Raw genomic sequence first — 26,996 nt, 5'->3', positions numbered from 1 at the left:
CTCCGGGATCAGGCCGCGCTGCGACGAGAGAATTGCCCGTCCAGCTCGTCCTGCCCCTCTTCCATCTCCAGTTCGAACCCGCCCGCAGAAGGCGTGGGCCGCTTTGCCGCAGCCTTGGCCGCACGAGCAGGCTTGGCGGGGGTCTCACGTCTGGCTTCGCGGATCGCCGGGGCCGGGGCCGCAGTCCTGGTATCGAGGCGGAAGTACCCGATCGCAGCCTGCAACTGTTCGGCCTGGCTGGCCAGTTCCTCCGAGGTGGCCGACATTTCCTCGGCCGCAGAGGTATTCTGCTGGGTGACCTGATCCAGCTGCTGGATGGCCGTGTTGATCTGGGCTGCACCGGCGTTCTGTTCGCGGCTCGCGGCCGAGATTTCCTCGACCAGTTCCGCTGTGCGCTGAATATCAGGCACCAGCTTGGACAGCATCTCGCCCGCAGTCTGCGCCGCCTGAACAGTATCGCCCGACAGGGTCGAGATTTCTGCGGCAGCTGCCTGCGAACGCTCTGCCAGTTTGCGCACCTCCGAGGCGACGACCGCAAAGCCGCGTCCGTGTTCGCCTGCACGGGCGGCTTCGACAGCCGCGTTCAGTGCCAGAAGGTCGGTCTGGCGGGCGATTTCCTGCACCACCATGATCTTTTCCGCAATCGTGCGCATGGCATTGACCGCGTTGTCGACGGCCTCGCCCGAGGCGATGGCATCCGCGGCCGAACGGCGGGCAATCTTTTCGGTCTGGGCGGCATTGTCGGCCGATTGCTTGATCGTGGCCGCAATCTCTTCGACCGAAGCCGAGGCCTCTTCGGTTGACGATGCCTGTTCGGTCGCACCCTGGCTCAGTTGTTCGGCAGTTGCCGACATTTCCTGACTGCCCGAGGCCACGTTGCGGGTCGCCGTCGTCACCTCGCCGACGACTTCGCGCAGCTTTGCGGTCATCGCGTTCAGCGCCTTGATCAGGTCGCCCACTTCGTCATCCGTCTTCACGCTGGCGCTGGCATTCAGATCGCCATCGGCCACTTCGCTGGCCAGTCTGACCGCGCTGGCCAGGGCACGGGAAATCGCCACAACGATCCAGGTCGCTGCAATGACGGCAATCGCAATCGACGCGATCAGCAGGCCGATCAGCATCATCCGGCTGTTCTCGTACAGCTCGCTGGCATTTGCGACAGTCCGCGAAAGCTGGGCCTGATTGCGTTCGACGATCGTGTCGACCAGGCTGCTGATCTGCGTACGCAGGGGCGCAAGTTCAGTCTCGAGCAAACTGATGGCCTGTGCATTGGAACGCAGTCCGGCCAGGGCATTGGTGTCGTCCATCACCTGGGTCAGCGCTGCCATGCCGGTGCGGATGCGGGCCATTGTCTGCTGGTCGGCCGGACCGGCTGCACGGGCAAGACCGTCGACCAGGGCCACCAGCTTCTCTGTCTCGGTCCTGTAGTTGTCGATCCATTCGGTCTGCATCGCCTCGTCGCCCGCCGCCAGCAGGATATTGCGGTGCTGCCGGAACGTCCGGGCGACCTCCAGCATGAGGTCGTTCACCGCCCGATAGGCTTCGAAGGCGCCGGGTTGACCGGCTTCCGTGCGGGCGGCCAGTGACGTGCGCAGATCAGTCATCGACAGCTCCAGCGCCACAAAGGCCTCCTGGGCTGCGCCAAAAGACATCTCAAAGGCGGCTTCATCCGAATTGGCCATCGCCGCGTCCTGAAAACGGGGTGTGGCCGCGCGGTATTTCGCCAGCGCCTCATTGATCGCTACCATGTCGGCGTTGGACTCGGGCAGTACGAACTTGCCCGTGATTTTCTGGGCATGCTCGATCACTTCGCCCAGTCGCGTGTCCATCTCGGCGCGGATCTGGCGCAGTCGATCCATGTCATCTTCGATGATCATCGCACGCGAGTCATTGGCGATCGCCGCCATGTCGTATTGCAGTTCCTGGACCACACCGGACCGCAAGACGGGCCCGTTGATGGTGCGCTCCATCTCATCGTTGATCGCGCCCAGATTTCCCAGGGCCATGAACATGCTGACCCCCGATATCCCCACGACGATCGTGAAGACCGCCGCCAGTTTTGACTTGATTGTCAGTCTCACGATGCAAACCTTTCCTCTGATGCGGCCAAGGGCGATTTGCCTGCCCCCGGCGTTTCGAAAATCCGTTCCATGTCCGGAATGATGATGAAGCCGCCGTCACGTTTGCCGATGGCCCGGACGAGCTCTGGCTTCCAACGCATCCCCACCTTGGGTGCCTCTTCTATGCAGTCGGCTTCGATATCGGTGACGTCGTGGACCTTGTCGGCCAGAATGCCGACGACTGTCGGCTCTCCGCCAAGGTCCAGCTCCATCACGACGATGCGGGTATCCTCGTCGGGTTCGGGCCGCCGCATGCCGAAAATCACCCGAAGGTCGGCCAGCGGAACCACACGGCCACGCACATTGATCAGCCCGCCCACAAAGGGCGGAGCGTCGGGCATGTCGGTGATGGTGACGAGTTCAAGAATCTCGCGCACCTGACTGGCTTCGATGGCGAAAAGCTCATCGTCCAGCCGGATGGTCAGCGCGTTCATTGCCTGTGCGCGGGCGTTCATGCCGCTCTCCCGGTGATGTCATGGGGGATGGCGCGGTGCTGCCCGGATGCGACCAGATGCGCCGTGTCGAGGATCAGCGCCACGGTGCCGTCCCCAAGGATCGTCGCGCCGGAAAACGACTTGATCCCCGCATGCAGTCTGGACAGCTGTTTGATGACCGTCTGATTGTTGCCGATGATCTGGTCCACGACCAGACCCACCCGCCCCTCGCCCGACGAGACGATGACCACCTTCTGAAAGGGCTCTGGCGGGGTCGGGATGCCAAAAGCCTCGCGCAGCCGCAGATAGGGCACCAGACTGCCACGAATATCGAGGAAATTCCGCCCCTTCGCATGGCCTTCCAGACCGTCTGGCAGTTCCACGCATTCTTCGACAGCCGCCAGCGGAATGGTATAGCGGCCCGTGCCCACGCGGACGAGCATGCCGTCGATGATGGCCAGGGTCAGCGGCAGGCGCAGCGTGGCGGTGGTCCCCTGCCCGCGCACCGAGGTCAGGTCGATGGTGCCGCGCAGCCCGTCGATGGTGCGCTTGACCACGTCCATCCCCACGCCGCGCCCCGACAACGAGGTGACCTTGTCCGCTGTCGAAAATCCCGGCGCAAAGATCAGATGATGCAGTTCCTGTTCGGTCAGCTTGGCGTCGGGGGTGATGATGCCGCTTTCCTCGGCCTTGGCGCGGATGCGGGCGGCATCCAGCCCGGCCCCGTCATCCGAAACCGAAATGGCGACCTCGGCCCCGGAATAGACGGCCGACAGGCGCACCGTGCCTCTGGCCGGTTTGCCCGAGGCCGCGCGCGTCTCGGCGTCCTCAAGGCCATGATCCATGGAGTTGCGGATGAGGTGAACCAGCGGGTCGGCAAGCCGTTCGATCATGGTCTTGTCCAGTTCGGTATCCTCGCCCGAGGTCACGAACTCGATCGGCTTGCCCAACTCGCCCGACAGGTCATGCACCAGCCGACGGAACCGGCTGAACAGACTGCCGATCGGCACCATCCTGATGCCCATCGAGGTGTCGCGCAGGCCCGAAGACAGACGCTCCAGCTCTTCGGCGATGGTTTTCAGCGCCGGGTCCGGGCTGGAGGCCGCAATCTGCGTCAGGCGGACCTGAGCAATGACCAGTTCGCCGACACGGTCCATCAGCTCGTCAAGACGCTCGGCCGGGACGCGCAGCGAGGTGGAGGCGGATCGGTTGGCGTCGATCCGTTCCGCCGGTTTCGCACGCACCGGCGCCGCCCGAGAGACCGGGACCGCGTCAGAGGCCCGCGCCGCGGCGGCAGGTTCCCCGGCCTGCGGGACGGCGGGGGTGTCCGGCGCCCAGGGTGCCTCATCGCGCGGCGACAGGCTGAACTCCATGCTGTCACGCAGGAACAGGAAGATGTCGTCGATGGCCTCGGCGGGATCGGCGGCCTCGATATCGACCTGCCAGCCGAGATAGGGCGTTTCCGGTTCCAGCACGTCCAGATCGGGAATGCGGTCGGTCAGGGCGGTGATCTGCGTCGGACCGAGATCGGCCAGCTCTTCCAGAAGCAGCACCGGATTGGTGCCAAAGGCCAGGCAATCCGATGGCAAGTGAAAGACCAGCCGCCACCAGCGACGCGCCCCGGCCGTCAGGGGGACGCAGGCGGCCGCGACCGGTCCGGATCCGTCAGCCCCGTCCGGCGCGCCGCCATCGACGATGTCACGCAGCGCCGCAAGAATGCGGGCACCGCCCGGCACGTCGGTATCGGGATCCTCGATCAGGTGGTGGATATGGTCCTTGGCCTCCAGCGCGATCTCGATCAGGGCCTTGTTTGCCGGGCTTTCGCCCTTGCGGACCCGGTCGAATGCGGTCTCGAAATTGTGGACGAAATCGGCCACCTTCGTGAAGCCGAACATCGCGCCCGATCCCTTGATCGTATGCAGCGCCCGGAAGGCAGAGTTGATCAGATCGTTGTTGCCCGGATCCTGCTCGAGATCGAGCAGGCCGGATTCCAGCTGTTCAAGAAGCTCTCGCGCCTCTTGCCGGAATGTGTCGGTAGGGTCTGACATGGTCATGCGCCGATCACCTTCTTGATGGTCGCCAGCAGCTGATCCTGCTTGAACGGCTTGACGATCCAGCCTGTCGCACCGGCCTCTTTGGCCTGGCGCATCAGCTCTTCGTCGGATTCCGTGGTCAGCAGAATGACCGGTATCCCCTTGCTTGAGGGGTGCTGGCGATACTTGCGGACGAATTCGATGCCATTCAGCACCGGCATGTTGAGGTCGGTCAGAACCGCATGGATCGGCCGGCTGATGGCCCGGTCGTATCCTTCGGCACCGTTGACCGCCTCGACGACCTCGAAACCCGCGGCCGTCAGCGTCATGGAAACCATCTGGCGAATGGATGCGGAATCGTCGATGGACAGAATTGTCTTGCTCATGGCTCAGGGGTCCGCCTGCGGTTGGGGGGTGGTGATCCAGAACCCGGCATGGTCCTGTTCCGGATGGAGAAACCCGGCAGAGGCGAGCAGGTCCTGCAGCGCGGCACCGAGCGGATGAAGCATCAGCAGCGTCTTGCCCGTCCGCGCGGCTTTGATCCGCGCGGCCAGCAATGTCTGAGCGGTGGTGATGTCCGCGCCCGTCAGGCCATCCGTCCGGACCCCGACCCGGTCATGCCGGGACAGGGCGTCATTCAGGGCCCGGGCAACACCGGATGCGGCTCTGATGCCTGCGTCGTCGCTGAGAACAAGCGTATGGCCGACATCACCCGACATCGGAAACACCCATGAGGCAAAGGGGTCTGAATGACATGCGATCTCTCCTGCGGTTGCGATGGCCGGGGTGGCAACCGCAGCATCCGCGCCCGAGAGGCGAGAGTGCCGGGACGGCGATTCCCGAACCATGCAGAGACAATCGCACCAACTGCTTAAAAAACCGTTCCCGTGGACTGGCTGATCTGTGGCATTCGATTCAAAGGCCTGGCGGATCTTCTATCCGGTCCTGCCCGCGCATTGCCTGCGCCATGCCTGCCACTGACAAGAAAATGCCCGCGCCGCGATGATGTCGCGGGCGGGCATGGGGATCAGCGATCATGCGGCGCTGCGGCGCCGAGGGGACGCCGCGACCTAGACCGTATCGAGATACAGCTCGACCGTCTCTTCGTCGGACAGTTCGGCCATGTAATGCAGCTCTTGCCGCTTGGTCATCAGGTAATTCTCGATCAGATGTTCGGGCAGGATGCGGCGGATTTCCGGGCAGGTGTCGAACGCCTCGATCGCCGCGCCCCAGTCACCCGGCAGCTGCGCAAGGTTCTTGTCATAGGCGTTGCCCTTGAAGGGCGCGGGCGGTTCCAGCCCGTCCTGAATGCCGTTCAGCGCCGCCCCCAGAATCGCCGCGATGGTCAGATAGGGGTTCACGTCGCCCCCCGCCACCCGATGCTCGATCCGGCGCGAGCGGGGCGGCCCCGAGGGGATGCGGATCGCCGCCGTGCGGTTCTCATAGGCCCAGCCGATGCCGGTGGGGGCATGGGCGTTGGGGACCAGCCGGTCATAGCTGTTCTCGTGCGGGGCAAACAGCAGGGTCGAACCGGGCATGGCGCGCAGGCAGCCGGCGACGGCGTGGCGCAATGCCTCGGTGCCATCCTCTCCGCCATTGTCAAAGATGTTGCGCCCGTCCTCGGTCAGGACCGAGAAATGCATGTGCAGACCGTTGCCGGAAAACGCCTCGTAGGGCTTGGCCATGAAGCTGGCGGCAAAGCCGTAGCTGCGGGCCACGCCCTTGACCAGCATCTTGAACAGCCAGGTGTCATCGGCGGCCTTCAGCGGGTCGGACTGATGCATCAGGTTGATTTCGAACTGGCCCGGCCCGGCCTCGGAAATCGCGGTATCGGCGGGAATATCCATCGATTCGCAGGCGTCATAGAGCGAGGTGAAAAACTGGTCGAACGCATCCAGCGCGCGCAGGGACAGCACCTCGCCGCCGGTGCGGCGCTTGCCCGACCGGGGGCTGGGCGGCACGCGCAAGGTCTTGCCGCTGTCGTCGATCAGGAAGAACTCCAGCTCGGTCGCGACCACGGGCACAAGGCCCGCCGCCTTGTAGCGATCCACCACGCGGGCCAGCGCCTGACGCGGATCGCCGTCATAGGGGGTGCCGTCGGGGTGGAACATCCACAAGGGCAGCAGGGCCGTGGGCGCCGCGTCCAGCCATGGCATCGGCAGAAAGCCGCGTTCCGTGGGCAGCAGCAGCCCGTCGGGATCACCGGATTCAAAGACCAGCGGGCTGTCCTCGACATCCTCGCCCCAGATGTCCAGATTGAGCACCGAATAGGGAAACTTGGTCCCCTCATCCAGCAGCTTGGAGGCATAGCGGGCCGGGATGCGCTTGCCGCGCGCCACCCCGTTGAGGTCGGCGGCGGCGACGCGGATGGTCTTGACCTCGGGATGTTCTTTCAGCCAGTTCATCGGTTCATCTCAGCAACAAGGGGCGATAGCGCAGCTTTTTCACCGCGCCGGGAAGGTGCCGGTTCAGTCTGCGGTTCACCCTGCCGAAAAGCCAGATCAAAGCCAAGGTCGCCAGCACGAAATAAAGCGCGGCAATGGGATAGGCCACAAACGGGTTGAAGGTGCGGTCGGCGAAATAGCGCGCGTAATAGAGCGCGTCACCCTGTTGCTGAAACGCCGGAAAGCCGGAAAAGAACACCAGCGTCGTGGCGTGGAAGAGGAATATCGCCTCGTTGGTATAGCTGGGCCATGCCAGCCGCAGCATCGAGGGCCAGATGACGCGCCGGAACCGGGTCCAGCCGGTCATGCCATAGGCATCCGCCGCCTCGACATCGCCGCGCGGCACCGACATCAGCGCGCCGTGAAAGATATTGGCGGTGTAGGCGGCGGTGTTCAGGATCAGAACGATCAGCGCCCCCGCCCATGCCCGCGTCACCCAGCTGGTCTGGACGGTGAAGCCGAAGATCTCGATACCCGCGCGGGGCAGCAGGACCAGCAGTTCGTAGGCCAGAAAGAACTGGATGAACAAAGGGCTGCCGCGGAACAGGAAAATGAACGCGTTGGCGGGGCGGTTCAGCCAGCGGCTGGGGCTGGCCTTGCCAAGCGCCACCAGCGTCGCGATCACAAACCCCACGGCCAGCGCGAGGATCGCGAAATAGAGGTTCCAGATCAGCCCCGAGCCGATCAGCGTGAACTGCTGGCACAGCGTATAGTCGCTGCGCGGCAGCAGCCGTTCGCCATAGCCGATCGAGCGCAGGCCGTAATCGAGGATCGTCTGCGCGCAACTCATGCGGCGGCCTCCTTGCGCATCGCCTCGCCGCCAAGCGTCGCCTGACCGCGCGACAACCGGCGCGTGAGACGGGTCAGAACCCGCTCGGACAGGAATGTCATCAGCAGATAGAAGACCAGCAGCGCGAGGAAGTAATACAGCCGCCAGTCGGGATGGGGATAGGAAAACGCGCTGGTCTTGGCGCCGCCCAGCTCGCGCGCCCAATAGACGATGTCCTCGATGCCCAGAATGAACAGCAAGGGCGTCGCCTTGATCAGGATCATCCACAGGTTCGACAGGCCCGGCAGCGCAAAGATCCACATCTGCGGCACCAGCACCCGGCGCGTGACCTGACGGGGCGACATGCCGTAAGCCTCGGCGGTTTCCAGCTGCGCGCGGGGCACGGCCTGCATCGCGCCGTAAAGCACATTGGCGGCGAAGGCGCCGAACACCACCGAAAACGCAATCACCGCCATCATCAGCCCGTAGGCGTCATGCACCCAGGGGTCGGCATTGCTCAGCGGCAGTTTGGCGGCGGGGCAGACGACGAAATCGCTGCCCTGCCGCACCGGCTGATCGCTGTCGCAAAGCACCTGATGGCGCAGCCATTCCAGCCCCTGATCCAGCGCGATCGGCACGAACAGAAAGAACAGCACATCGGGGATGCCGCGCACCATCGAGGTGTAAAGCTTGCCCAGCCAGCGCAGCGGCGCAAGCTGCGAGCGTGAGGCCAGCGCACCGGCATAGCCAAGCGCCAGCGCGGTCGGCGCGGTCAGCGCCAGCAGCAGGAACACGGTCCCGAAGCTGGCATAGAACAGCAGATGCGTCCCCGAGGTCAGGTAGCATGACAGCCAGACCAGCCCCTCGAGTTGCGAGGGATCAGAGCAATAGGAAAACATCGGCCACCCCCGCACGACACTGCCCAAAGCCGCCTCCCGGACAGACCGGGCGGCGGCGGGTTCAGATCACTCGAAGACCAGTGCGTCGTCGCCGAACCATTTGACGATCAGCGCGTTCAGGCTGCCGTCTTCCTTCATCGCGGTGATCTGGGCGTCGAACGTGTCGCGCAGCTCGTTGTCGGACTGGCGCAGGCCCATGCCGATGCCCTCGCCCAGAACGATGCTGTCATAGCCCTCGACCCAGACCAGTTCGCCGCCCGATTCTGCCACGATGGGGGCCAGGAAATCCTTGTCGGCAAGCACCGCATCAACCTCGCCATTGCGGACGGCGGCGATGGTCTCGTCAGGGTTCGGGAATTCCAGCAGCGTGGCGTCGGTGCTGGCGACATGGCCCGCCTGAATCGTGTTGGTCTGGGCCGCGACCACGCCGCCCTCGACATCGACATCCGCCGACAGCGCCGCATAGGCCGACGGCATGGGCGGCGTGTAGGGCTGGGTGAACTGGATCACCTGCTTGCGGTCCTCGTTGATGTTCATGCCGGCCATGATTGTGTCATAGTTGGCCGAGACGAGGTTCGGAATGATCGAATCCCAGTCGTTGCGCACCCAGGTGCAGGTCAGGCCCGCGCGTTCGCACAGCGCATTGCCCAGCTCGACCTCAAAGCCGGTGACCTGGCCCGTGGCGTCGTCGATGAAGTTATAGGGGGCATAGGCGCCCTCGGTTCCCATGCGGACGGTCTGAGCCTGTGCAAGCCCTGCGGTCAGGGCCAGAGCAGCGGCGGCAAGTGTGAGGGATTTCATGCAGTTCTCTCCTGTTGGGTCGTTTTTTTATTCAGCCATCGAGGCGGACAGGAACTGGCGCAGACGGTCGGTCTGCGGGTTCCCGAACAGCTGCGCGGGCGGGCCTTCTTCGCAGATCAGGCCCTGATGCAGAAACAGGACATGGTCGCTGACATCGGCGGCCAGCCGCATGTCATGGGTGACGAGGATCATGGTGCGGTGCTCGGCGGCCAGATCCTTGATGACACGCACGACCTCTTGTTGCAGTTCGGGGTCAAGCGCGCTGGTGGGCTCGTCAAACAGCAGCGCATCGGGCTGCATGCACAGGGCGCGGGCGATGGCGGCGCGCTGCTGCTGACCGCCGGACAGCTGCGCGGGCCATGCGTCGGCCTTGTCGGCGATGCCGACCTTGGCCAGCAGGGCGCGGGCGCGGGTCTCGACCTTTGCGCGGTCTTCGCGCAGGACGGTGACGGGCGCCTCCATCACGTTTTGCAGGATGGTCATGTGCGACCACAGGTTGAACTGCTGGAACACCATCGCAAGATTGGTGCGCATCCGCGTCACCTGCGCACGGTCGCCGGGCGTGCGGGCCGCGCCCTGCCCTTTCCAGCGCACAGATTCGCCCTGAAACAGGATCTCGCCGTCCTGACTGTTTTCCAGCAGGTTGCAGCAGCGCAGCAGCGTCGATTTGCCCGACCCGGACGAGCCGATCAGGCTGATCACATGCCCGCGCGGGGCCGTCATCGACACGCCTTTCAGCACCTCGAGCGGGCCATAGGATTTGTGCAGGTCACGGATCTGGATGACCGGAACGGCACCGGAGACGGCGCTGGCAGAGGGAACGGAATCTGGGTTCATCATCGGGGTATTGGGCGTCAAACGCGGACAATTTGCAACAAGGTCCGGCAGGCATCCCGCCGATAAGGGCAGGATGCCGTAGCGTCAGATCAAAGCTTACGCAATCTCGATGGAATATTTCTCGATCACGGTATTGGCCAGCAGGCCCTTGCACATCGCCTCGACCTCGGCGCGGGCGGCCTCGGCGTCGGTGGCGGTCAGGTCCAGCTCGATCAGCTTGCCCTGACGGACGCCGGAAACGTCCTTGTGGCCCAGACCGCCAAGCGCGTGGCGGATCGCCTCGCCCTGCGGGTCCAGAACGCCGTCTTTCAGCATGATGGTGACACGTGCTTTCATGGGGGCGTTCCTTCTCAGTTGATCGCGGTCGGTTTGAGGCTGGTGGTGTTGGCGGGCATCAGGCCCAGCCTGCGGGCCACCTCGGTATAGGCGTCGGTCAGGTTGCCCAGATCGCGGCGGAACACGTCCTTGTCCAGCTTTTGCCCGGTTTTCACGTCCCAGAGGCGGCAGCTGTCGGGGCTGATCTCATCGGCGACGATCAGGCGCATGAAGTCGTTGTCCCAGACCCGGCCCACCTCGATCTTGAAGTCGATCAGCTTGATGCCGGCGCCGTAGAACACGCCCGAGAGGAAGTCGTTGACGCGCAGCGCAAGGCTGATGATGTCGTCCAGATCCTGCTGCGTGGCCCAGCCAAAGGCGATGATATATTCCTCGGAGACCATCGGGTCGCCCAACTCGTCGTTCTTGTAGCTGTATTCCACGATCGGGCGCGGCAGCAGCGTGCCCTCTTCCAGACCGAGGCGCTTGGACAGCGAGCCTGCCGCGAAATTGCGCACGATCACCTCGAGCGGGATGATCTCGACCTGGCGGATCAGCTGCTCGCGCATGTTGATGCGGCGGATGAAGTGATTGGGCACGCCGATATTCGTCAGCCCGTTCATGAAGAACTCGGACAGGCGGTTGTTCAGCACGCCCTTGCCCTCGATCGTGGCCTTTTTCTGGGCGTTGAAGGCGGTCGCGTCATCCTTGAAATACTGGATCAGCGTGCCCGGCTCGGTGCCTTCATACAGGATCTTTGCCTTGCCTTCGTAAACTTTCTTGCGCCGCGGTGCCATGAGCCGGCCGTCCTTTCGCATGTCCCCAAAGTGGCGGCTTATCCCAGAACGCCCCCCTTGGGCAATACGAGCCGTGCGAAGGGCTTGCGAGGCGGGCGCGGCACGGGCATATCTGGAACAGCAGACAGCAGGAGGGACCAGATGTCCACATTCGACGACCGGGAACGCGCCTATGAGGCCAAGTTCGCCCATGACGCCGATTTGCGATTCAAGGCCGAGGCCCGACGGAACCGCCTGCTGGGCGAATGGGCGGCGGGGCTGCTGGGCAAGACCGGCGACGACGCCCGCGCCTATGCGATGAGCGTGGTCACCTCGGATTTCGAGGAGCCGGGCGAAGAGGATGTGTTCCGCAAGGTCGAGGCCGATCTGACCGGCCATGCCGACGCGGCGACGATCCGGGCGCAGATGGCGGCGCTGATGGATGAGGCCCGGCGGCAGGTGATCGACGAAAGTTGACCCCCGCATGAGCGGCCACAGATCCGGTGACGGCGGGGGGCGGTGACGCCCCCTTTTTCATGCGCAACAGGCACCGCGCGTTGCGCGGTGACCGCCGGGGCGCGCAGGGCGGTTAAAACCCAGCATTTGCTGGGTTTTAACCCTCACAACCCGTACACCGGGGCGGCACCGGGCGGGCACAGGGCGTACACCGCCTGCGGGCGGTGGGTTCAGGACATCGCAGGATCTGGCGCCGTCGCGGCGGCGTGACATCAGCGTGATACCGGAGCGGGCGCGCCCCAGGGCCGCGCAGGGGGCGGTGTGATTGTCACTTGCGGGCGGCGGAACCTGTGTAGAGGTGCCTGCGGAGAGTCCGGCTTTGGAAAATCCGTTTCATGTCCTTGAGTTAGAGGGTCTTATGTCTGATGTTATGACGCGCAGCTTGCTTGCCGGTGTGGCCGTGATGGCTGTGATGGCTGTGATGGCCGCGAGCTGGTCCCTGCCCCTGCAGGCGCAATCCCGGACCTATGAATGCGTGAACGAAACGCTTTCCATCAATATCACCCGCCAGCCGCTGGAGACGGCGCTGGAGGCGCTGTCGCAGCAGACCCGCTGCCCGGTCTCGGTCGAAACCGATATTGCGGGCCTGATCGGCAATCCGGTCCGGGGCCGCATGACGCCGCATCAGGCGCTGGTTGCGCTGGTCGAAAATACCGGCCTGACGGGCGAACCGGTGCGGCAGGGGCTGATGGTGTCGGAACAGACGGACCACGCCATGGACGACATGGGTGAGGGCGATCAGGGCGCGATCGACTATGATTGCCAGAACGATCCGGTCCGGGTCGATGTGGCGCAGATGGATCTGGAGGCGGCGATTGACAGCCTCAGCCGCCAGACGCTGTGCCCGGTCTCGGTCGAGATGGACATCGCCGACCTGCTGTCGGTGCCGGTCAGCGGCACCTATGCGCCGGTCGAGGCGCTGGCGATCATGGTGGGCGGGGTCGGTCTGGGCGCCGCCTCGATCAGGCAGGGGCTGGAGGTTCTGCCCGCCCGCTGAGCGCCCCCGATCAGACCGCAAAAAGGTCAGCCCGATGACGGGCTGACCTTGTCTGATCCTGCCGCCGGCTCATATGAGCCGGGTCGTGTTGTGCGTATTATATTGTCCGGCTCATATTGGCGCGTTGAAAGTGCAGGGTTATTCCGCCGCGCTTTGGGCTGACAGGGGCGCGGTTTTCTCGCCCAGCTCGACCGCAAATCCCATATGGCTGACCGCCAGCGCCTTGTAGGTAAATCCGGTGCGCGCGATCATTTCAAGAAATGCCTTGTGCTCGCCCCCGCGCCAGTCGGAATATCCGAAATATTCGTCGAAGAGGATAATGGTGCCGGGACGGAACCGGTCCTCAAGCTCGGTGAATATCGTGACGGTCGAGGAATAGAGATCGCAATCGACATGGCAGAATGCAATCGGGCCGGTGTGGTCGCGCTTCCAGACCGGAACCGATTCGTTGAACCAGCCCGGCACCAGTTCGACATTCGGCGGCACCTGCGGCATCTGGCCGCCCCGGTCAAACCGGCCGCGCGTCAGGCCGGTGCCGCTCCAGTTTTCGGGCAGGCCGCGGAAGCTGTCGAAGCCGAAGACCTTGCGCTCGGGGCGGGTCTTGGCGATCTGGTTGATCGTCGCCCCCTGATCGACGCCGAATTCGACGAATATGCCGTCGATATGGGCGGCCTTTGCGGCAAAACCCACGGTTTCATGGCGATGGATAAAGACCTGAACTTCGCGGAAATTCTCGTAAATATAGCGCGCGGAATCTTCGGCGGCCAGACGCTTGAGAATGAATGGCGTTGACGGCATCGAGGACTGCTTGTCGATGGCAGTGTTCAGTTTCTTGAGTTCGGCCAATATGGCGGACAGAACTTCGTTATTTTGATTGGACATATTATCTGACACGGCCACCCCTGATATTCCGCTGAAGAATCATATTCCGACCACGCTAGAATATGGTCTGCAATCTCACAAGGCGGCGTTCTGTGCGGCGTTCTGCGGGGCGTGCTGCGGAGGGGCGGTGGCGGCGGCCTCGGCCCTTGGATAAAGCCGCAGCATCGTCACGGCGCGGGCCAGGTTCAGCGCCATCAGCGACGCCCACAGCCCGTGATTGCCCCAGAGCGGCGGCAGGATCAGCACGCAGGCCACGAAGACCGCGACCGAGCGGATCATGGCCACGCGCATCTCGCGCGTCAGGGTGGCGCCGATGAAGATGCCGTCGAGCATCCAGCCTGCGACGCCTGCCAGCGGCGCCATGCCCAGCCATGGCAGGTAGGTGCGGGCCTCGGCGCGGACCTGCGGAGAGGTGGTCAGGATGTCGATCAGGGCGCCGCCGCCGAGGATGAAGGCCGCGCCCAGGATCAGCGCACCCCCCAGCCCCCAGGCGGAGGTCATCAGGCTGGCGCGGCGCACCCGGTCGGGGCGGCGCGCGCCCACCGCCTGACCGACAAGGCTTTCGGCGGCGAAGGCGAAGCCGTCCAGCGCATAGGCGGTCAGCGCCAGAAACTGCAGCAGCACCTGATTGGCGGCCAGGGGCACGTCGCCCTGCCCCGCGCCCAGGAACAGAAAGCTGGTCATGCAGCCCTGCAGCAGGACCGAGCGGATCATGATGTCGCCGTTCACCCGCGCGAGACGGTTCATCTTGTCGGCGGCAAACAGGCTGGCGGTGGTGCGGGCGGCGTGCAGGGCGCGGGCCAGCACGTGGCGCGCCAGCCACAGCCCGCCCAGCAGCCCCGCCATCTCGGCGATCAGGGTGGCCCATGCGACGCCCGCCACGCCCCAGCCAAGGCCCAGCGCGAAGGCGAAGCTGAGCGCGATGTTCAGCCCGTTCTGCACCAGTTGCAGCGCCAGCATGGCGCGCGTGCGCTCGACCGCGATCAGCCAGCCGGTGATGGCGTAGAGCCCGATCGTGGCGGGCGCGCCCCAGATGCGGATTGCCAGATAGTCGCGGGCCAGCGCCTCGACCGCATCCGAGGCGGGGGCGAGGCGAAAGGCCGCCCAGGCGATGGGCACCTGCAGGGCGATGAAGGCCAGACCCGCCGCCATGGCGATGGCCAGCGCGCGCAGCAGATGGGCGCCGACCTCGGGCTGATCGCCCGCGCCGTGCGACTGCGCCACCAGACCCGAGGTGCCCATGCGCAGAAAGCCGAACACCCAATAGACCGAGGTCAGGATGATGGCGCCGATGCCCACGGCGCCGATGGGTTCGGGCGCGCCCAGCTGGCCCACGACGCCGGTATCGACCAGCCCCAGCAGCGGCACGGTCAGGTTCGACAGCACGATGGGCACCGCGATATGCAGCACCCGGCGGTGGGACAGGCGGTCCAGCGTGATCGTGCTCATCCCTGCGGCCCTAGCCCTGCGGCATCAGGAAATGGCCGGTGGCCTGCGCGATCAGGCGGGCGCGGTTGTCCTGCCATGCCTCGACATGGACGCTGGCATAGCGCCGCCCCGAGCGGACCACGCGGGCACGGGCATAGGCATCGCGCGGCAGGCCCGAGCGCAGGTAATCGACGGTAAAGTCGATGGTCTTGGGCAGGCGCGGCAGGCTGCCCTCGACGGCGGCATCGGGGGCGATGCGACCGGATTCCAGATCCTCCCACATGGCGGCCCAGCCCAGTTCGATGATCGCCGTCACCTCGAGGAATGCCGCCGTCACGCCGCCATGGATCGCGGGCAGCAGCGGGTTGCCGATCAGCTTGTCGTCATATGGCAGGATCGCCGTCAGCTCATCGCCGCGGCGGTCAAAGCGGATGCCCAGCCAGGTCATGTAGGGCACGCCCGAGACCAGCGCGTTCAGCGCCGAATCGCGGCGGGACTTGATCTGGTGCAGGGGCTCGTTGCGGTCGGCCATGGCTTACCTCTCTGCCGTAAAGGCGCCGGTGGCGGTGGCGACGGGGTTGTCGCCGTCCTCGTCCAGCGCGACGGCGCGCAGGAAGGCCACCGAGCGGGTCATGTGGTAGCATTCGGCCCGCGCGGTGATCCGCTGGCCGGGCGTGGCCGCGCGCATATAGTCGATGCGCAGGTCAATCGTCGCGGTCGAGCGGGGCTGGGTCGGATGCGCCATCACCGCGGCGCCGCAACAGGTGTCCATCAGCGCCGAGACGACACCGCCATGAATGACCCCGGTGCGGGGATCGCCGACCAGATGTTCGGCCCATGGCATCGAAATCACCGCCCGCCCGGCCCCGATCTGATCGACCCGCATGCCCAGCGCGCGGGCGTGCGGGATCGCCTCGATGAAGGCTTGCGCAATGCGCGCCTGATCTTCGGCACTGGGGGCATCTGTGGGCCCGTCTGTGGGGCCGGGTTTGTCGCTGTCGTCGCTGTTTTCGGGCATCGCGTCCTCGCGGGCTGGGGTGCAACAGGCTTAGCCGCCGGAGGGGGCGATGCTCAACCCCTTCCCCGGCCCTTCCCCGGCCCTTCCCCGGCCCTTCCCCGGCCCTTCCCCGGCCCCCGCTCCACCCCCCTCCCCGGCCGCAGGCGCCCCCGCCGGTTGCGCGATTCGGTTGAGAAACGCGCCGTGATTGCCTACCTTGACGTGAAGGGAAGGTCAGGAGGACCGGACATGACGGATCAGATGATCAGCTTCAAGGAGATGTGCGCCCGCTTTGAAGTCACGCCGCGCACGCTGCGCTATTACGAATATATCGAACTGCTTCAACCCCACAAGGAAGGCCGCGCCCGGTTCTATGGCCCGCGCGAGGTGGCGCGGATGACGCTGATCCTGCGCGGGCGGCGGTTCGGCTTTTCGCTGGAGGACATCCGGCAATGGCTGCTGATCTACGACAAGAAGGGCTCGCGCCAGCAATACGAGGTCTGGATCGACATGTCCGACCGGCAGCTGAGCGTGCTGGACCAGCAGATCGCCGAGCTTGAGGCCGCCCGCGCCGATCTGCGCCAGCTGCGCGATGTCACGGTGCGGGAACTGGGCGCAATGGAGGAGGACCGGCGCTGACGCGACGGCAGGGCGCTGCTGTGACGCCGCGTCTTGCCTTACGTTCGCGTCAACTTTGACTATAGTGACATCAAGGACGGGAGGCCTGTGATGGAGGAGAAGCCGCAGATCATGTCCGAAGAACTGATGACCATCCGCCAGATGTGCGATGCGTTCGAGGTCACCCCGCGCACGCTGCGGTTCTATGAGGCGCGCGAGCTGATCTTTCCGCACCGCCGCGGCCAGCACCGGCTGTATGACCGGCGCGACCGGGCGCGGCTGACGCTGATCCTGCGCGGCAAGCGCTTTGGCTTCAGCCTCGAACAGATCCGGCAGTTGCTGGAACTGTATCAGCCCGGCGGCGCCAACGGCAGCCAGATCGCGGCGACCATCGCCGTGGCGCGTGAGCGACTGGCCGACATGGAGCGCCAGTATGCGGAACTGAACGAGGCCATCGCCGATCTTCGCCACCAGCTTTCCGATGCCGAACAGCGGCTTGCCGCCGCATCACCCGAACAGCCGACAGGATAAGCCATGCCGATTTATGACCCCCCCGTCCGCGACCTGCAATTCGTCCTGCATGACGTGTTGCGCCTGTCGCATTCCGACCTGCCCGGCCATGACGAGCTGGAGGCGGATTTCACCGAAGCCGTGCTGGAGGCGGCGGGCAAGCTGGCCTCGGAGGTGCTGACGCCGCTGAACATTGTGGGCGACCAGCAGGGCTGCCGGCTGGAAAACGGCGTGGTGCGCACGCCCGAGGGTTTTGGCGCCGCCTTCGAGCAGGTCAAGGAGGGCGGCTGGACGGCGCTGGACTGCGATCCGGCCTATGGCGGTCAGGGCATGCCCTATGTGATGGGCGTGGCCACGGGCGAGATGTTCGTCTCGGCCAATATGGCGTTCAACATGTATCAGGGCCTGACCCATGGCGCCTATTCGGCCATCCATGCCCATGGCACCGACGAACAGAAGCAGACCTTCCTGCCGAAGATGGTCAGCTGCGACTGGACCGGCACGATGAACCTGACCGAGCCGCATTGCGGCACCGATCTGGGCCTGCTGCGCACCAGGGCCGAGCCGCAGGAGGATGGCAGCTATCTGATCACGGGCCAGAAGATCTTTATCTCGGCCGGCGATCACGACATGGCGGAAAACGTCATCCATCTGGTGCTGGCCAAGGCGCCGGGCGGCGGCGAGGGCACCAAGGGCATCAGCCTGTTCATCGTGCCCAAGGTGCTGGTGAACGCGGATGGCTCGCTGGGCGCGCGCAACGGCGTTTCGGTCGGCGCGCTGGAACACAAGATGGGCATCCATGGCAATGCCACCTGCGTGATGAATTTCGACGGCGCGCAGGGCTGGCTGCTGGGCGATCTGCACAAGGGCATGCGGGCGATGTTCACGATGATGAACGAGGCGCGCCTCGGGGTCGGCCTGCAGGGCTATGCCTGCGCGGTGCCCGCCTATCAGAACGCGCTGGCCTATGCGAAAGACCGGCTGCAGGGGCGCGCGGTCACGGGGGTGCAGAACCCGTCAGGCCCCGCCGATCCGCTGATCGTGCATCCCGACATCCGCCGCAGCCTGATGGACCAGAAGTCGTTTCTGGAAGGGGCCCGCGCGCTGGCCCTGTGGGGGGCGCATCTGATCGACCGCAGCCATCTGGCGGATGATGCCGAGGCCGACGGGCTGATCTCGCTGATGACGCCGGTGATCAAGGGCTTTCTGACCGACAAGGGCTTCGAGACGACGGTGCTGGCCCAGCAGGTGCTGGGGGGCCACGGCTATATCGAGGAATGGGGCATGAGCCAGTTCGTCCGCGACGCCCGCATCACCATGATCTACGAGGGCGCCAACGGCGTGCAGGCGCTGGATCTGGTCGGCCGCAAGCTGGCGCAGGACGGCGGCAGGCATGTCATGGCGTTTTTCGGGATGATCAAGGCCTTCTGCAGGGACAATGCCGGGATCGAGGCGATCTCGGCCGGTTTCATCGACCCGCTGAAAGCCGCGTCAAAGGATCTGCAATCGGCGGCCATGATCTTCATGGAACGCGGCATGAAGAACCCCGATGACGCGCTGTCGGGCAGCTATGATTTCATGCACCTCTTCGGTCATGTGACGCTGGGCTTCATGTGGGCGCGGATGGCGGTCGCGGCGCAGGCGGCGCTGGACAAGGGCACCGGCGACGCGGCGTTCTACCAGACCAAGCTGGTGACGGGCCGCCACTACATGACGCGGCAACTGCCGATGACCGCGACGCATCTGGCCCGCATAGAGGCGGGCGGCGAGACGGTGATGGCGCTGGAACCCGAGGCTTTCTGATGCAACGGACCCGCGCCCGTCATCCGTTCGGGCGCGGCCTTGAGGCCGGATGCCTCCGGCGGGGATATTTAAGTGAAGAAGAAGCGGCATTCCCGGCCCGCGCAGGGCCATCGGCATCAGACGCGCGAGCCGGGAACTTCTCCTTCAGCGGTCATCGGCTTCCCAGCCTGTACCGCATCCCCGATCCTGAGACGCAAACCTTGAGGAAAGGTTAACCCGCCCTTTCTTCTTCATGAAAATATCCCGCGGGGGGTCCGGGGGGCGCGAAGCCCCCCGGCTGTTTCGGCCCGGAGCCACGATCCGGGCGACCTTAGGAGGAACCATGACCGACGCATTCATCTATGACGCCGCACGCACCCCGCGGGGCAAGGGCCGGCCCGATGGCAGCCTGCACGAGGTGACCTCGCTGGCGCTCTCCGCCCGGCTGCTGAACGCCGTCAAGGCGCGCAATGGCCTCGAAGGCCACGCGGTCGAGGATGTCATCTGGGGCAATGTCACCCAGGTCAAGGAGCAGGGCGGCTGTCTGGCGCGCTCGGCCGTGCTGGCCTCGGATCTGGACGAACGGATCCCCGGCCTGTCGATCAACCGCTTCTGCGCCAGCGGCATGGAGGCCGTGAACCTGGCCGCCAATCAGATCAGGGGCGGCGCGGGTCAGGCCTATATCGCGGGCGGGGTCGAGATGATGGGTCGCGTCGCCATGGGCAGCGACGGGGCGGCGATTGCCGTCGATCCCTCGCTGGCGATGAACACCTATTTCGTGCCGCAGGGGATCAGCGCCGACATCATCGCCACCGAATACGGCTTCAGCCGCGACGATGTCGATGCGCTGGCGCTGGAAAGCCAGCGGCGGGCGGCGCAGGCGTGGAAGGAGGGCCGGTTCAGCAGGTCCATCGTGCCGGTGCTGGACCAGAACGGGCTGACCATTCTGGACCGCGACGAATACATGCGCCCCGCCACCACAGCCGAGGATCTGGCCCGCCTGCGTCCCGCCTTCAAGGAGATGGGCGAGATGATGCCCGGCTTCGACAAGGTGGCGATGCTGAAATACCCGCATCTGTCCCATATCGAGCATATCCACCATGCCGGGAACAGCAGCGGCATCGTCGATGGCGCCGCCGCCGTGCTGATCGGCAATGCCGAGTTCGGCAAGGCTTACGGGCTCAGGCCCCGCGCGCGGATCCGGGCCACCGCCAAGATCGGCACCGATCCCACGATCATGCTGACCGGGCCGGTGCCCGTCACCGAAAAGATCCTGCGCGACAGCGGCATGTCCATCGGCGACATCGACCTGTTCGAGGTGAACGAGGCCTTTGCCGCCGTCGTGCTGCGCTTCATGCAGGCGTTTCAGGTGGACCCGTCGCGCGTCAACGTCAATGGCGGCGCGATTGCGATGGGGCACCCTCTGGGCGCCACCGGCGCGATCATCATCGGCACGCTGCTGGACGAGCTGGAGCGGCAGGACAAGCAGGTGGGTCTGGCGACCCTGTGCATCGCCTCGGGCATGGGCGCGGCCACCATCATCGAGCGCGTGTGATGGCGATTTTCCGCAAGGACAGCGTACCGCTGACCGACGGCGTGTCGGGCTATCCCGAACCCTATAATCTGGGGCGGGGCAACCTGTCCTACCGCCATATCACCGAGGCCGGCGGGCTGACCCAGTTCGGCGCGGCGGTCGAGACGCTGCATCCCGGCGGCCAGAGCAGCCAGCCGCATTGGGAGGAGCATGAGGATGAGTTCCTGCTGATGCTGTCGGGCGAGCTGACCGTGATCGAGGATGGCACCGAGACGGTCATCGGCGCGGGCGATGCCTGCTGCTGGAAGGCGGGCGTGCCGGTGGCCCACAGCCTGCGCAACCACACCGACCAGCCTGCGACCTATCTGATCGCGGGCGCGCGTCAGCCCCATAACATCTGCCATTATCCGGGCCTTGACCTGCTGGCTGTGCCGGGCGGGTACACGCATCTGGACGGCACCCCCTACCCCACAAAGGGAGACACCGAATGACCGATTTCACCATGAAGACCGGCGATGATGGCGTGGCGATCATCACCTGGGACGTGCCCGGCAAGTCGATGAATGTGCTGTCGCTGGACGGTGCGGCCACGCTGAACGGGCTGATCGACGACGCGCTGGCCGATGAGGCCGTCAAGGGCATCGTCATCACCAGCGGCAAGAAGGACTTTGCCGCCGGGATGGACCTGAATGTCATTGCAGGCATGAGGGATCAGGGCGGCGCGCAGGGCGTCTTTGACGGCGTGATGATGCTGCACCACATGCTGCGCAAGATCGAACGCGCGGGCATGGACCCGAAGACGCTGAAGGGCGGAAAGCCGATTGCCAGCGCCCTGCCGGGCACCGCGCTTGGCATCGGGCTGGAACTGCCTCTGGCCACGCATCGGATCTTTGCCGCCGATAACCCGAAGGCCAAGATCGGGCTGCCCGAGATCATGGTCGGGATCTTTCCCGGCTCGGGCGGGACCACGCGGCTGGCGCGCAAGCTGGGCGCGATGATGGCCGCGCCCTTCCTGCTGGAGGGCAAGCTGTCGGACCCCAAGAAGGCAAAATCGGCCGGGATCATCGACGAGGTGGTCGAGAACCCGCTGGAGGCCGCGCGCGAATGGGTGCTGGCGGCCAAGGAGGCCGATCTGGTCAAGCCGTGGGATCAGAAGGGCTACAAGATGCCCGGCGGTGAGCCGTTCCATCCGGCGGGTTTCATGACCTTTGTCGGTGCCTCTGCCATGGTGCATGGCAAGACGATGGGCGTCTATCCGGCGGCCAAGGCTTTGCTGAGCGCGGTCTATGAAGGCGCGATGGTGCCATTCGATCAGGCGCTGAAGATCGAGGCGCGGTGGTTTACCCATGTGCTGATGAACCCCTCCAGCACGGCGATGATCCGCAGCCTGTTCATCAACAAGGAGGCGCTGGAAAAAGGCGCGAACCGGCCCGAGGCGCCCGATCAGACCGTGCGCAAGGTCGGCATTCTGGGCGCGGGGATGATGGGCGCGGGCATCGCCTATGTCAGCGCCATGGCCGGGATCGAGGTGGTGCTGATCGACGCGGCGCAGGACAGCGCCGACCGGGGCCGTGCCCATTCCGAGGCACTGCTGGACAAGGCGATCAGCCGGAAAAAATCGACGCCCGAGAAGAAGGCCGAGGTGCTGGCGCGGATCACCGCCACCACCGATTATGCGGCGCTGACGGGCTGCGATCTGGTGATCGAGGCTGTGTTCGAGGACCCTGCCGTCAAGGCCGAGGTGACGAAGAAGGCCGAGGCGGTGATCCCTGCGGATGCGATCTTTGCCACCAATACCTCGACCCTGCCGATCAGCGATCTGGCGGGCGCGAGCGTGCGGCCCGAGCAGTTCATCGGCATCCACTTTTTCAGCCCCGTCGACAAGATGCTGCTGGTCGAGATCATCAAGGGCCAGCAGACCGGCCCGCTGGCCGTCGCCAAGGCGCTGGATTTCGTGCGCCAGATCCGCAAGACGCCCATTGTCGTCAATGACGAGCGGTTCTTTTATGCCAACCGCTGCATCATCCCCTATCTGAACGAGGGGATGCGCATGGTCGCCGAAGGGGTGAACCCGGTGCTGATCGAGAATGCCGCCAGGATGATGGGCATGCCTCTGGGGCCGCTGCAGCTGGTCGATGAGACCTCGATTGATCTGGGGGTCAAGATCGCCAAAGCGACGCGGGCGGCGATGGGCGATGCCTATCCCGATGGTGCGGTCGATGAGGTGCTGTTCTGGATGGCCGATCAGGGCCGCATGGGGCGCAAGTCGAAATCGGGCTTTTACGCCTATGGCGAGGACGGCAAGCGGCAGGGGATGTGGGAGGGGCTGGAGGCGCAATATCCGCGCGCCGGGGAACAGCCCGACCTGCATGAGGTGCAGCACCGGCTGATGTTCGTGCAGGCGCTGGAGGCGGTGCGCGCCTTCGAGGCGGGTGTGCTGGAAGACATCCGCGAGGGCGATGTGGGCGCGATTCTGGGCTGGGGCTTTGCGCCCTGGTCGGGCGGGCCGTTCGGCTGGCTGGACATGCTGGGCGCGGCCCGCGCGGTCGAGATCTGCGACCGGCTGGAGGCGGCGCATGGCGAGCGCTTTGCCGCGCCTGCGCTGCTGCGCGAGATGGCGGGCGCGGGCGACAGCTTTTATGGCCGCTATGGCCAGCCGAAGAAAGCCGCCTGACATGTGACCGGGTGCCGGGCCAGCGAATGGCCCGGCACCGCCCCTTTTTTCTGGCCCCCTTTTTCTGGCCCCTTTTCTGGCCGATTCTGTGTCTCTGCCGCAATGCGGCGAAACTTTCGCCCGGTCAGGTCGTTGAATCCGCATGGCTTCGCCATATGCTAGGATCAACGCGATGCGCCCCGCCCGTGGCGCCGCCGTCCGGGGGACAAACCGATGACCGACGATACCCGCAGCCGTGCCTTGGCCGTTCAGGCCGAAATCGACGCGCTGACCAGCGTGGCCCTGCCCGATCCGGCGGAACCGCCCGCCACCGTGGCCCAGGCCGACCCGGCCACGCAGGCCGAGATCCGCCGCCGCATGGCCGAGATCGACCTGAAGGACAGCAACTCGATCCTGCGATTCGGCACCCGCGCGCAGGGCGATCTGCAACAGATCAGTCAGGCGATGCTGGCCGATGTGAAATCCAAGGATGTCGGGCCTGCGGGCGACAGCCTGCGCGATGTGGTCACGACGATCCGCGGATTCTCGACCAGCGAACTGGATGTCCGGCGCGAGCGCAGCTGGTGGGAAAAGCTGCTGGGACGCTCGGCGCCGTTTGCGAAATTCGTGGCGAATTACGAACAGGTGCAGACCCAGATCGACCGGATCACCGCCGAGCTGGAATCGCATGAGCAAAAGCTGCTGAAAGACATCAAGTCGCTGGACATGCTGTATGACCGGACGCTGGCGTTTTATGACGAGCTGGCGCTGTATATCGCGGCGGGCACGGAAAAGCTGCGCGAGCTGGACACTCAGGTGATCCCGGACCGCGAGGCGGCGCTGGCGGGCACGGCGGATGAGCAGCAGGTGATGGGGGCGCAGGAATTGCGCGACCTGCGGTCCTTGCGCGACGACCTGGACCGGCGCGTGCATGACCTGAAGCTGACGCGGCAGGTCACCATGCAGTCGCTGCCCTCGATCCGGCTGGTGCAGGAAAACGACAAGTCGCTGGTGACGCGCATCAACTCGACCCTCGTGAACACGGTGCCGCTGTGGGAGACGCAGCTGGCGCAGGCCGTCACCATCCAGCGCAGCGCCGAGGCCGCGCGCAGCGTGCGCGCCGCCAGCGATCTGACCAACGAATTGCTGACCCGCAATGCCGACAATCTGCGGCAGGCCAACGCCACCATCCGCACCGAGACCGAACGCGGCGTGTTCGACATCGAGGCCGTGGGCGCCGCCAACGCGCAGCTGATCGCCACGATCGAGGACAGCCTGCGCATCGCTGATGAGGGCCGCACCCGCCGCGCCGCCGCCGAAACGGAACTGACGCGGATGGAGACGGACCTGCGCGACACGCTGGCCTCGGCCCGCGCCCGCACAGATGGCCGCGCAGATGGCCGCACAGACGGGGGCGCCTGATGCTGGCAGATTGCCGCCGGATCGGGGCGGGGCTGCTGACGGCGCTGGCGCTGGCGGCCTGCCAGCCCGCGCCGCCTGCCACGGATGCGGCCCGCCCGCAGCCGCGCCCTGAAACCGCGCCCGCGCCCGACGACACGCAGGCCCGCCTGCGCGCCGCGCGGGCCGAACGCAACCGTGCCGCCAATGCCGCAGCGATCCGCGCCCGCGCAGGCGCCAGCGATGCCAGCCTGACGCAGCGCGACTATTACGACCGGATGCAGCAACGGCTGCTGTCGCAGGGCCGGTTGCGCCGCGACCGGGTGCCTGCCGATGCGCCCATCGACGCCGAGATGCTGGCGCGCAATTTCGTGCAGATCGCGCTGCGCGACGAATATACCCGCCGCGACGGCGCGCTGGTGGCCGAGGCGCAGGCCGCCCCCCTGCGCCGCTGGGATGTGCCGGTGCGCATTCAGCCGGAATTCGGCGCCTCGACCGATATTGCCGCACAGCGCGCCTGGCGCAGCGAGATCGCGGAATATGCCGCGCGCCTGGCGGGGGCCACGCGCCACCCGGTCCAGATCGCGGCCGATCGCGGCAATTTCGTGGTGCTGGTCGTCACCGATGACGAACGCCGCCGGATCGGGGCGCGGCTGGCCGAGCTGGTCCCCGGCATCCCGCCCGAGGATGTGGCGATCCTGCGCGACCTGCCCCCCGGCATCGCCTGCACCGTATTCGCCTATTCCGAAGGCGGCAGCCCGGTCTATGCCCATGCGGTGGCCGTGATCCGCACCGAATTGCCGCGCCTGCTGCGCACATCCTGCATCCACGAGGAACTGGCGCAGGGTCTGGGTCTGGCCAATGACAGCCCCGGCGCGCGCCCCTCGATCTTTAACGACGATGAGGAATTCGCGCTGCTGACCCGGCATGACGAATTGCTGCTGCGCATCCTCTATGACCCGCGCCTGCGCCCCGGCATGACCGAGGCCGAGGCCCTGCCCGTGGTGCGCCAGATCGCCGCCGAGCTGCTGGCGCAGCCGGTCTGAAGCCGGGGGACAGGTGAGAGGGGGTCGGGCGCTTGATCCGCCGCCCCCGCCCGGTCATACAGGGCGGGCCTGACACATGCAGCAAGGGGAAGCGCCATGTCCATTTTCGACATTCTGGGCGGTGAGTTCATCGAGGTCATCGAATGGGTCGAGGACAGCCGCGACACGATGGTCTACCGCTTTCCCACCGTGGGCCGGGCGATCAAATACGGCGCCAAACTGACCGTGCGCGAGGGCCAGGCGGCGGTGTTCATCCACGAGGGGCAGCTGGCCGATGTCTTTGGCCCCGGCCTCTATATGCTGGAGACCAACAACCAGCCGGTGATGACGCGGCTGCAGCACTGGGATCACGGCTTCCGCAGCCCGTTCAAATCCGAGGTGTATTTTGTCAACAAGACCCGGTTCAACAACCTGAAATGGGGCACGCGCAACCCGATCATCGCGCGCGATCCCGAATTCGGCCCGGTGCGCCTGCGCGCCTTTGGCACCTATGCGATGCGGGTCAGCGACCCGGCGCGCTTTATGTCGGAAATCGTCGGCACCGATGGCGAATTCACCCGCGATGAGATCACCTATCAGATCCGCAATGTAATCGTGCAGGAATTCTCGCGCGCGATTGCGGCGGCGAATATTCCGGTGCTGGACATGGCGGCCAATACCGATGAGCTGGGGAAACTGGTCGCCAAGGCCATCGCGCCGGTGATCGAAGGCTATGGCCTGATCCTGCCGGAATTCTACATTGAAAACATCAGCCTGCCCGCCGAAGTTGAGAAAATGCTGGATAAGCGCACCAGCATGGGGATCATCGGCGATCTGGACCGTTTCGGCCAGTATGCCGCCTCCGAGGCGATGCTGAACGCAGCGCAGAACGAGGGCGGCGCAGGTGCCGGTTTCGGCGCCGCGATGGGGGCGGCCATGGGCATGGGCGCGGCCCGGCCCGGCCCCTGGGGCGCGGCACCCCAGCAGCCCGCAGCCGCGCCGCCGCCGCTGCCGGGCCGCGCGGTGGAAACCGTCTGGCATGTGGCACTTGACGGCGCGGCGCAGGGCCCGTTCGGGCGCGGTCATCTGGGGCGCATGGTCTCGGATGGCAGCTTCGCGCGCGACACGCTGGTCTGGGCGCCGGGACAGGACGGCTGGCTGCCGGCCGAGGATGTGCCCGAGCTGGCGCAGCTGTTCACCACGCTGCCGCCGCCCTTGCCGCAGTGAG

Annotated in this window: 27 protein-coding genes; 11 read left to right on the top strand and 16 right to left on the bottom strand. The window is 65.6% G+C overall.

What is annotated here, in order from left to right; genetic code table 11:
- Nucleotides 1-8 precede the first annotated feature (8 nt).
- The 12 genes from ACK41U_RS06470 to purC form a co-directional block, all read right to left on the bottom strand.
- Nucleotides 9-2,081, bottom strand: coding sequence for a methyl-accepting chemotaxis protein (locus ACK41U_RS06470; protein ID WP_409677436.1), 2,073 nt, complete (start codon nucleotides 2,079-2,081; stop codon nucleotides 9-11).
- Nucleotides 2,078-2,575, bottom strand: coding sequence for a chemotaxis protein CheW (locus ACK41U_RS06465; RefSeq protein ID WP_409677434.1), 498 nt, complete (start codon nucleotides 2,573-2,575; stop codon nucleotides 2,078-2,080). The genes ACK41U_RS06470 and ACK41U_RS06465 overlap by 4 nt, the downstream gene beginning before the upstream one ends.
- Nucleotides 2,572-4,608, bottom strand: a complete 2,037-nt coding sequence (locus ACK41U_RS06460) for a chemotaxis protein CheA (protein WP_409677432.1) — start codon at nucleotides 4,606-4,608, stop codon at nucleotides 2,572-2,574. Before ACK41U_RS06460 ends, ACK41U_RS06465 begins: the two co-directional genes overlap by 4 nt.
- A complete protein-coding gene (locus tag ACK41U_RS06455) occupies nucleotides 4,605-4,973 on the bottom strand; it encodes a response regulator (protein WP_409677431.1) in 369 nt (122 codons plus the stop codon). Before ACK41U_RS06455 ends, ACK41U_RS06460 begins: the two co-directional genes overlap by 4 nt.
- Before the next feature lie 3 nt (nucleotides 4,974-4,976).
- Nucleotides 4,977-5,306, bottom strand: a complete 330-nt coding sequence (locus ACK41U_RS06450) for a hypothetical protein (protein WP_409677429.1) — start codon at nucleotides 5,304-5,306, stop codon at nucleotides 4,977-4,979.
- A gap of 351 nt (nucleotides 5,307-5,657) precedes the next feature.
- Nucleotides 5,658-6,992 carry a glutamine synthetase family protein gene (locus tag ACK41U_RS06445; RefSeq protein ID WP_409677427.1) on the bottom strand — a complete coding sequence of 445 codons (1,335 nt, stop codon included), beginning with the start codon at nucleotides 6,990-6,992 and terminating at the stop codon, nucleotides 5,658-5,660.
- Between the two features lie 4 nt (nucleotides 6,993-6,996).
- Nucleotides 6,997-7,821, bottom strand: coding sequence for an ABC transporter permease (locus tag ACK41U_RS06440; protein WP_409677426.1), 825 nt, complete (start codon nucleotides 7,819-7,821; stop codon nucleotides 6,997-6,999).
- Entirely contained in the window at nucleotides 7,818-8,699 is an 882-nt protein-coding gene (locus tag ACK41U_RS06435; protein ID WP_409677424.1) for an ABC transporter permease, read from the bottom strand. The genes ACK41U_RS06440 and ACK41U_RS06435 overlap by 4 nt, the downstream gene beginning before the upstream one ends.
- Nucleotides 8,700-8,765: 66 nt before the next feature.
- Entirely contained in the window at nucleotides 8,766-9,500 is a 735-nt protein-coding gene (locus ACK41U_RS06430) for a transporter substrate-binding domain-containing protein (protein ID WP_409677422.1), read from the bottom strand.
- Between the two features lie 27 nt (nucleotides 9,501-9,527).
- Nucleotides 9,528-10,337 carry an ABC transporter ATP-binding protein gene (locus ACK41U_RS06425; protein WP_409677420.1) on the bottom strand — a complete coding sequence of 270 codons (810 nt, stop codon included), beginning with the start codon at nucleotides 10,335-10,337 and terminating at the stop codon, nucleotides 9,528-9,530.
- A 96-nt stretch (nucleotides 10,338-10,433) separates the two neighbouring features.
- The gene (gene purS / locus ACK41U_RS06420) at nucleotides 10,434-10,673 is read right to left on the bottom strand and encodes a phosphoribosylformylglycinamidine synthase subunit PurS (protein WP_409677418.1); all 240 of its coding nucleotides are present in this window, start codon (nucleotides 10,671-10,673) and stop codon (nucleotides 10,434-10,436) included.
- A 14-nt stretch (nucleotides 10,674-10,687) separates the two neighbouring features.
- Nucleotides 10,688-11,449 carry a phosphoribosylaminoimidazolesuccinocarboxamide synthase gene (purC, locus tag ACK41U_RS06415; protein WP_409677416.1) on the bottom strand — a complete coding sequence of 254 codons (762 nt, stop codon included), beginning with the start codon at nucleotides 11,447-11,449 and terminating at the stop codon, nucleotides 10,688-10,690.
- 141 nt (nucleotides 11,450-11,590) lie between these two features.
- On the opposite strand from purC, the gene ACK41U_RS06410 reads away from it, so the two are divergent.
- Nucleotides 11,591-11,905, top strand: coding sequence for a DUF1476 domain-containing protein (locus ACK41U_RS06410; protein WP_409677414.1), 315 nt, complete (start codon nucleotides 11,591-11,593; stop codon nucleotides 11,903-11,905).
- 442 nt (nucleotides 11,906-12,347) lie between these two features.
- On the top strand, nucleotides 12,348-12,941 hold the full coding sequence (locus ACK41U_RS06405; protein WP_409677412.1) for a hypothetical protein: 594 nt from the start codon (nucleotides 12,348-12,350) through the stop codon (nucleotides 12,939-12,941).
- Between the two features lie 138 nt (nucleotides 12,942-13,079).
- Here ACK41U_RS06405 and ACK41U_RS06400 read toward each other — a convergent pair whose 3' ends face one another.
- The 4 genes from ACK41U_RS06400 to ACK41U_RS06385 all read right to left on the bottom strand — a co-directional run bounded on the left by ACK41U_RS06400 (nucleotide 13,080) and on the right by ACK41U_RS06385 (nucleotide 16,269).
- Nucleotides 13,080-13,739 (bottom strand): TylF/MycF/NovP-related O-methyltransferase, encoded by a 660-nt coding sequence (locus ACK41U_RS06400; protein ID WP_409677410.1) that lies wholly within the window; start codon nucleotides 13,737-13,739, stop codon nucleotides 13,080-13,082.
- Nucleotides 13,740-13,898: 159 nt separating this feature from the next.
- Entirely contained in the window at nucleotides 13,899-15,272 is a 1,374-nt protein-coding gene (locus ACK41U_RS06395; RefSeq protein ID WP_409677408.1) for an MATE family efflux transporter, read from the bottom strand.
- A gap of 10 nt (nucleotides 15,273-15,282) precedes the next feature.
- On the bottom strand, nucleotides 15,283-15,783 hold the full coding sequence (locus tag ACK41U_RS06390; RefSeq protein ID WP_409677406.1) for a PaaI family thioesterase: 501 nt from the start codon (nucleotides 15,781-15,783) through the stop codon (nucleotides 15,283-15,285).
- 3 nt (nucleotides 15,784-15,786) lie between these two features.
- Nucleotides 15,787-16,269, bottom strand: a complete 483-nt coding sequence (locus tag ACK41U_RS06385; protein ID WP_409677404.1) for a PaaI family thioesterase — start codon at nucleotides 16,267-16,269, stop codon at nucleotides 15,787-15,789.
- Nucleotides 16,270-16,497: 228 nt separating this feature from the next.
- On the opposite strand from ACK41U_RS06385, the gene ACK41U_RS06380 reads away from it, so the two are divergent.
- From ACK41U_RS06380 to ACK41U_RS06340, 9 genes are all read left to right on the top strand, one after another.
- Nucleotides 16,498-16,887, top strand: a complete 390-nt coding sequence (locus ACK41U_RS06380; RefSeq protein ID WP_409677402.1) for a MerR family transcriptional regulator — start codon at nucleotides 16,498-16,500, stop codon at nucleotides 16,885-16,887.
- A gap of 111 nt (nucleotides 16,888-16,998) precedes the next feature.
- Nucleotides 16,999-17,397, top strand: coding sequence for a MerR family transcriptional regulator (locus tag ACK41U_RS06375; RefSeq protein WP_409677537.1), 399 nt, complete (start codon nucleotides 16,999-17,001; stop codon nucleotides 17,395-17,397).
- Nucleotides 17,398-17,400: 3 nt separating this feature from the next.
- The gene (locus ACK41U_RS06370; protein WP_409677400.1) at nucleotides 17,401-19,179 is read left to right on the top strand and encodes an acyl-CoA dehydrogenase C-terminal domain-containing protein; all 1,779 of its coding nucleotides are present in this window, start codon (nucleotides 17,401-17,403) and stop codon (nucleotides 19,177-19,179) included.
- A 322-nt stretch (nucleotides 19,180-19,501) separates the two neighbouring features.
- A complete protein-coding gene (locus ACK41U_RS06365; protein WP_409677398.1) occupies nucleotides 19,502-20,713 on the top strand; it encodes an acetyl-CoA C-acetyltransferase in 1,212 nt (403 codons plus the stop codon).
- Complete coding sequence (locus ACK41U_RS06360; RefSeq protein ID WP_409677396.1) at nucleotides 20,713-21,183, top strand: cupin domain-containing protein; 471 nt, start codon at nucleotides 20,713-20,715, stop codon at nucleotides 21,181-21,183. Before ACK41U_RS06365 ends, ACK41U_RS06360 begins: the two co-directional genes overlap by 1 nt.
- Nucleotides 21,180-23,366, top strand: coding sequence for a 3-hydroxyacyl-CoA dehydrogenase NAD-binding domain-containing protein (locus ACK41U_RS06355; protein WP_409677394.1), 2,187 nt, complete (start codon nucleotides 21,180-21,182; stop codon nucleotides 23,364-23,366). Before ACK41U_RS06360 ends, ACK41U_RS06355 begins: the two co-directional genes overlap by 4 nt.
- A gap of 213 nt (nucleotides 23,367-23,579) precedes the next feature.
- Nucleotides 23,580-24,767: a toxic anion resistance protein gene (locus ACK41U_RS06350; RefSeq protein WP_409677392.1), complete on the top strand. Its 1,188-nt coding sequence runs from the start codon at nucleotides 23,580-23,582 to the stop codon at nucleotides 24,765-24,767.
- A complete protein-coding gene (locus ACK41U_RS06345) occupies nucleotides 24,767-25,789 on the top strand; it encodes a DUF2927 domain-containing protein (RefSeq protein WP_409677390.1) in 1,023 nt (340 codons plus the stop codon). Before ACK41U_RS06350 ends, ACK41U_RS06345 begins: the two co-directional genes overlap by 1 nt.
- Before the next feature lie 96 nt (nucleotides 25,790-25,885).
- Nucleotides 25,886-26,995, top strand: a complete 1,110-nt coding sequence (locus tag ACK41U_RS06340; RefSeq protein WP_409677388.1) for an SPFH domain-containing protein — start codon at nucleotides 25,886-25,888, stop codon at nucleotides 26,993-26,995.
- Nucleotide 26,996 lies beyond the last annotated feature (1 nt).

The organism is Paracoccus sp. (in: a-proteobacteria) (assembly GCF_046289755.1).
Classification (GTDB): domain Bacteria; phylum Pseudomonadota; class Alphaproteobacteria; order Rhodobacterales; family Rhodobacteraceae; genus Paracoccus.
This window is presented reverse-complemented; position numbering and strand designations above follow the sequence as displayed.

Coding starts and splice junctions, on each gene's coding strand:
- ACK41U_RS06410 (WP_409677414.1), top strand. CDS start 11,591: ATGTCCACATTCGACGACCGGGAACGCGCCTATGAGGCCAAGTTCGCC.
- ACK41U_RS06355 (WP_409677394.1), top strand. CDS start 21,180: ATGACCGATTTCACCATGAAGACCGGCGATGATGGCGTGGCGATCATC.
- ACK41U_RS06380 (WP_409677402.1), top strand. CDS start 16,498: ATGACGGATCAGATGATCAGCTTCAAGGAGATGTGCGCCCGCTTTGAA.
- ACK41U_RS06395 (WP_409677408.1), bottom strand. CDS start 15,272: ATGAGCACGATCACGCTGGACCGCCTGTCCCACCGCCGGGTGCTGCAT.
- ACK41U_RS06460 (WP_409677432.1), bottom strand. CDS start 4,608: ATGACCATGTCAGACCCTACCGACACATTCCGGCAAGAGGCGCGAGAG.
- ACK41U_RS06370 (WP_409677400.1), top strand. CDS start 17,401: ATGCCGATTTATGACCCCCCCGTCCGCGACCTGCAATTCGTCCTGCAT.
- ACK41U_RS06425 (WP_409677420.1), bottom strand. CDS start 10,337: ATGAACCCAGATTCCGTTCCCTCTGCCAGCGCCGTCTCCGGTGCCGTT.
- ACK41U_RS06440 (WP_409677426.1), bottom strand. CDS start 7,821: ATGAGTTGCGCGCAGACGATCCTCGATTACGGCCTGCGCTCGATCGGC.
- ACK41U_RS06450 (WP_409677429.1), bottom strand. CDS start 5,306: ATGTCGGGTGATGTCGGCCATACGCTTGTTCTCAGCGACGACGCAGGC.
- ACK41U_RS06405 (WP_409677412.1), top strand. CDS start 12,348: ATGGCTGTGATGGCTGTGATGGCCGCGAGCTGGTCCCTGCCCCTGCAG.
- ACK41U_RS06365 (WP_409677398.1), top strand. CDS start 19,502: ATGACCGACGCATTCATCTATGACGCCGCACGCACCCCGCGGGGCAAG.
- ACK41U_RS06340 (WP_409677388.1), top strand. CDS start 25,886: ATGTCCATTTTCGACATTCTGGGCGGTGAGTTCATCGAGGTCATCGAA.
- ACK41U_RS06375 (WP_409677537.1), top strand. CDS start 16,999: ATGTCCGAAGAACTGATGACCATCCGCCAGATGTGCGATGCGTTCGAG.
- ACK41U_RS06430 (WP_409677422.1), bottom strand. CDS start 9,500: ATGAAATCCCTCACACTTGCCGCCGCTGCTCTGGCCCTGACCGCAGGG.
- ACK41U_RS06445 (WP_409677427.1), bottom strand. CDS start 6,992: ATGAACTGGCTGAAAGAACATCCCGAGGTCAAGACCATCCGCGTCGCC.
- ACK41U_RS06455 (WP_409677431.1), bottom strand. CDS start 4,973: ATGAGCAAGACAATTCTGTCCATCGACGATTCCGCATCCATTCGCCAG.
- ACK41U_RS06385 (WP_409677404.1), bottom strand. CDS start 16,269: ATGCCCGAAAACAGCGACGACAGCGACAAACCCGGCCCCACAGACGGG.
- purS (WP_409677418.1), bottom strand. CDS start 10,673: ATGAAAGCACGTGTCACCATCATGCTGAAAGACGGCGTTCTGGACCCG.
- ACK41U_RS06465 (WP_409677434.1), bottom strand. CDS start 2,575: ATGAACGCCCGCGCACAGGCAATGAACGCGCTGACCATCCGGCTGGAC.
- ACK41U_RS06400 (WP_409677410.1), bottom strand. CDS start 13,739: ATGCCGTCAACGCCATTCATTCTCAAGCGTCTGGCCGCCGAAGATTCC.
- ACK41U_RS06390 (WP_409677406.1), bottom strand. CDS start 15,783: ATGGCCGACCGCAACGAGCCCCTGCACCAGATCAAGTCCCGCCGCGAT.
- ACK41U_RS06345 (WP_409677390.1), top strand. CDS start 24,767: ATGCTGGCAGATTGCCGCCGGATCGGGGCGGGGCTGCTGACGGCGCTG.
- ACK41U_RS06350 (WP_409677392.1), top strand. CDS start 23,580: ATGACCGACGATACCCGCAGCCGTGCCTTGGCCGTTCAGGCCGAAATC.
- purC (WP_409677416.1), bottom strand. CDS start 11,449: ATGGCACCGCGGCGCAAGAAAGTTTACGAAGGCAAGGCAAAGATCCTG.
- ACK41U_RS06435 (WP_409677424.1), bottom strand. CDS start 8,699: ATGTTTTCCTATTGCTCTGATCCCTCGCAACTCGAGGGGCTGGTCTGG.
- ACK41U_RS06360 (WP_409677396.1), top strand. CDS start 20,713: ATGGCGATTTTCCGCAAGGACAGCGTACCGCTGACCGACGGCGTGTCG.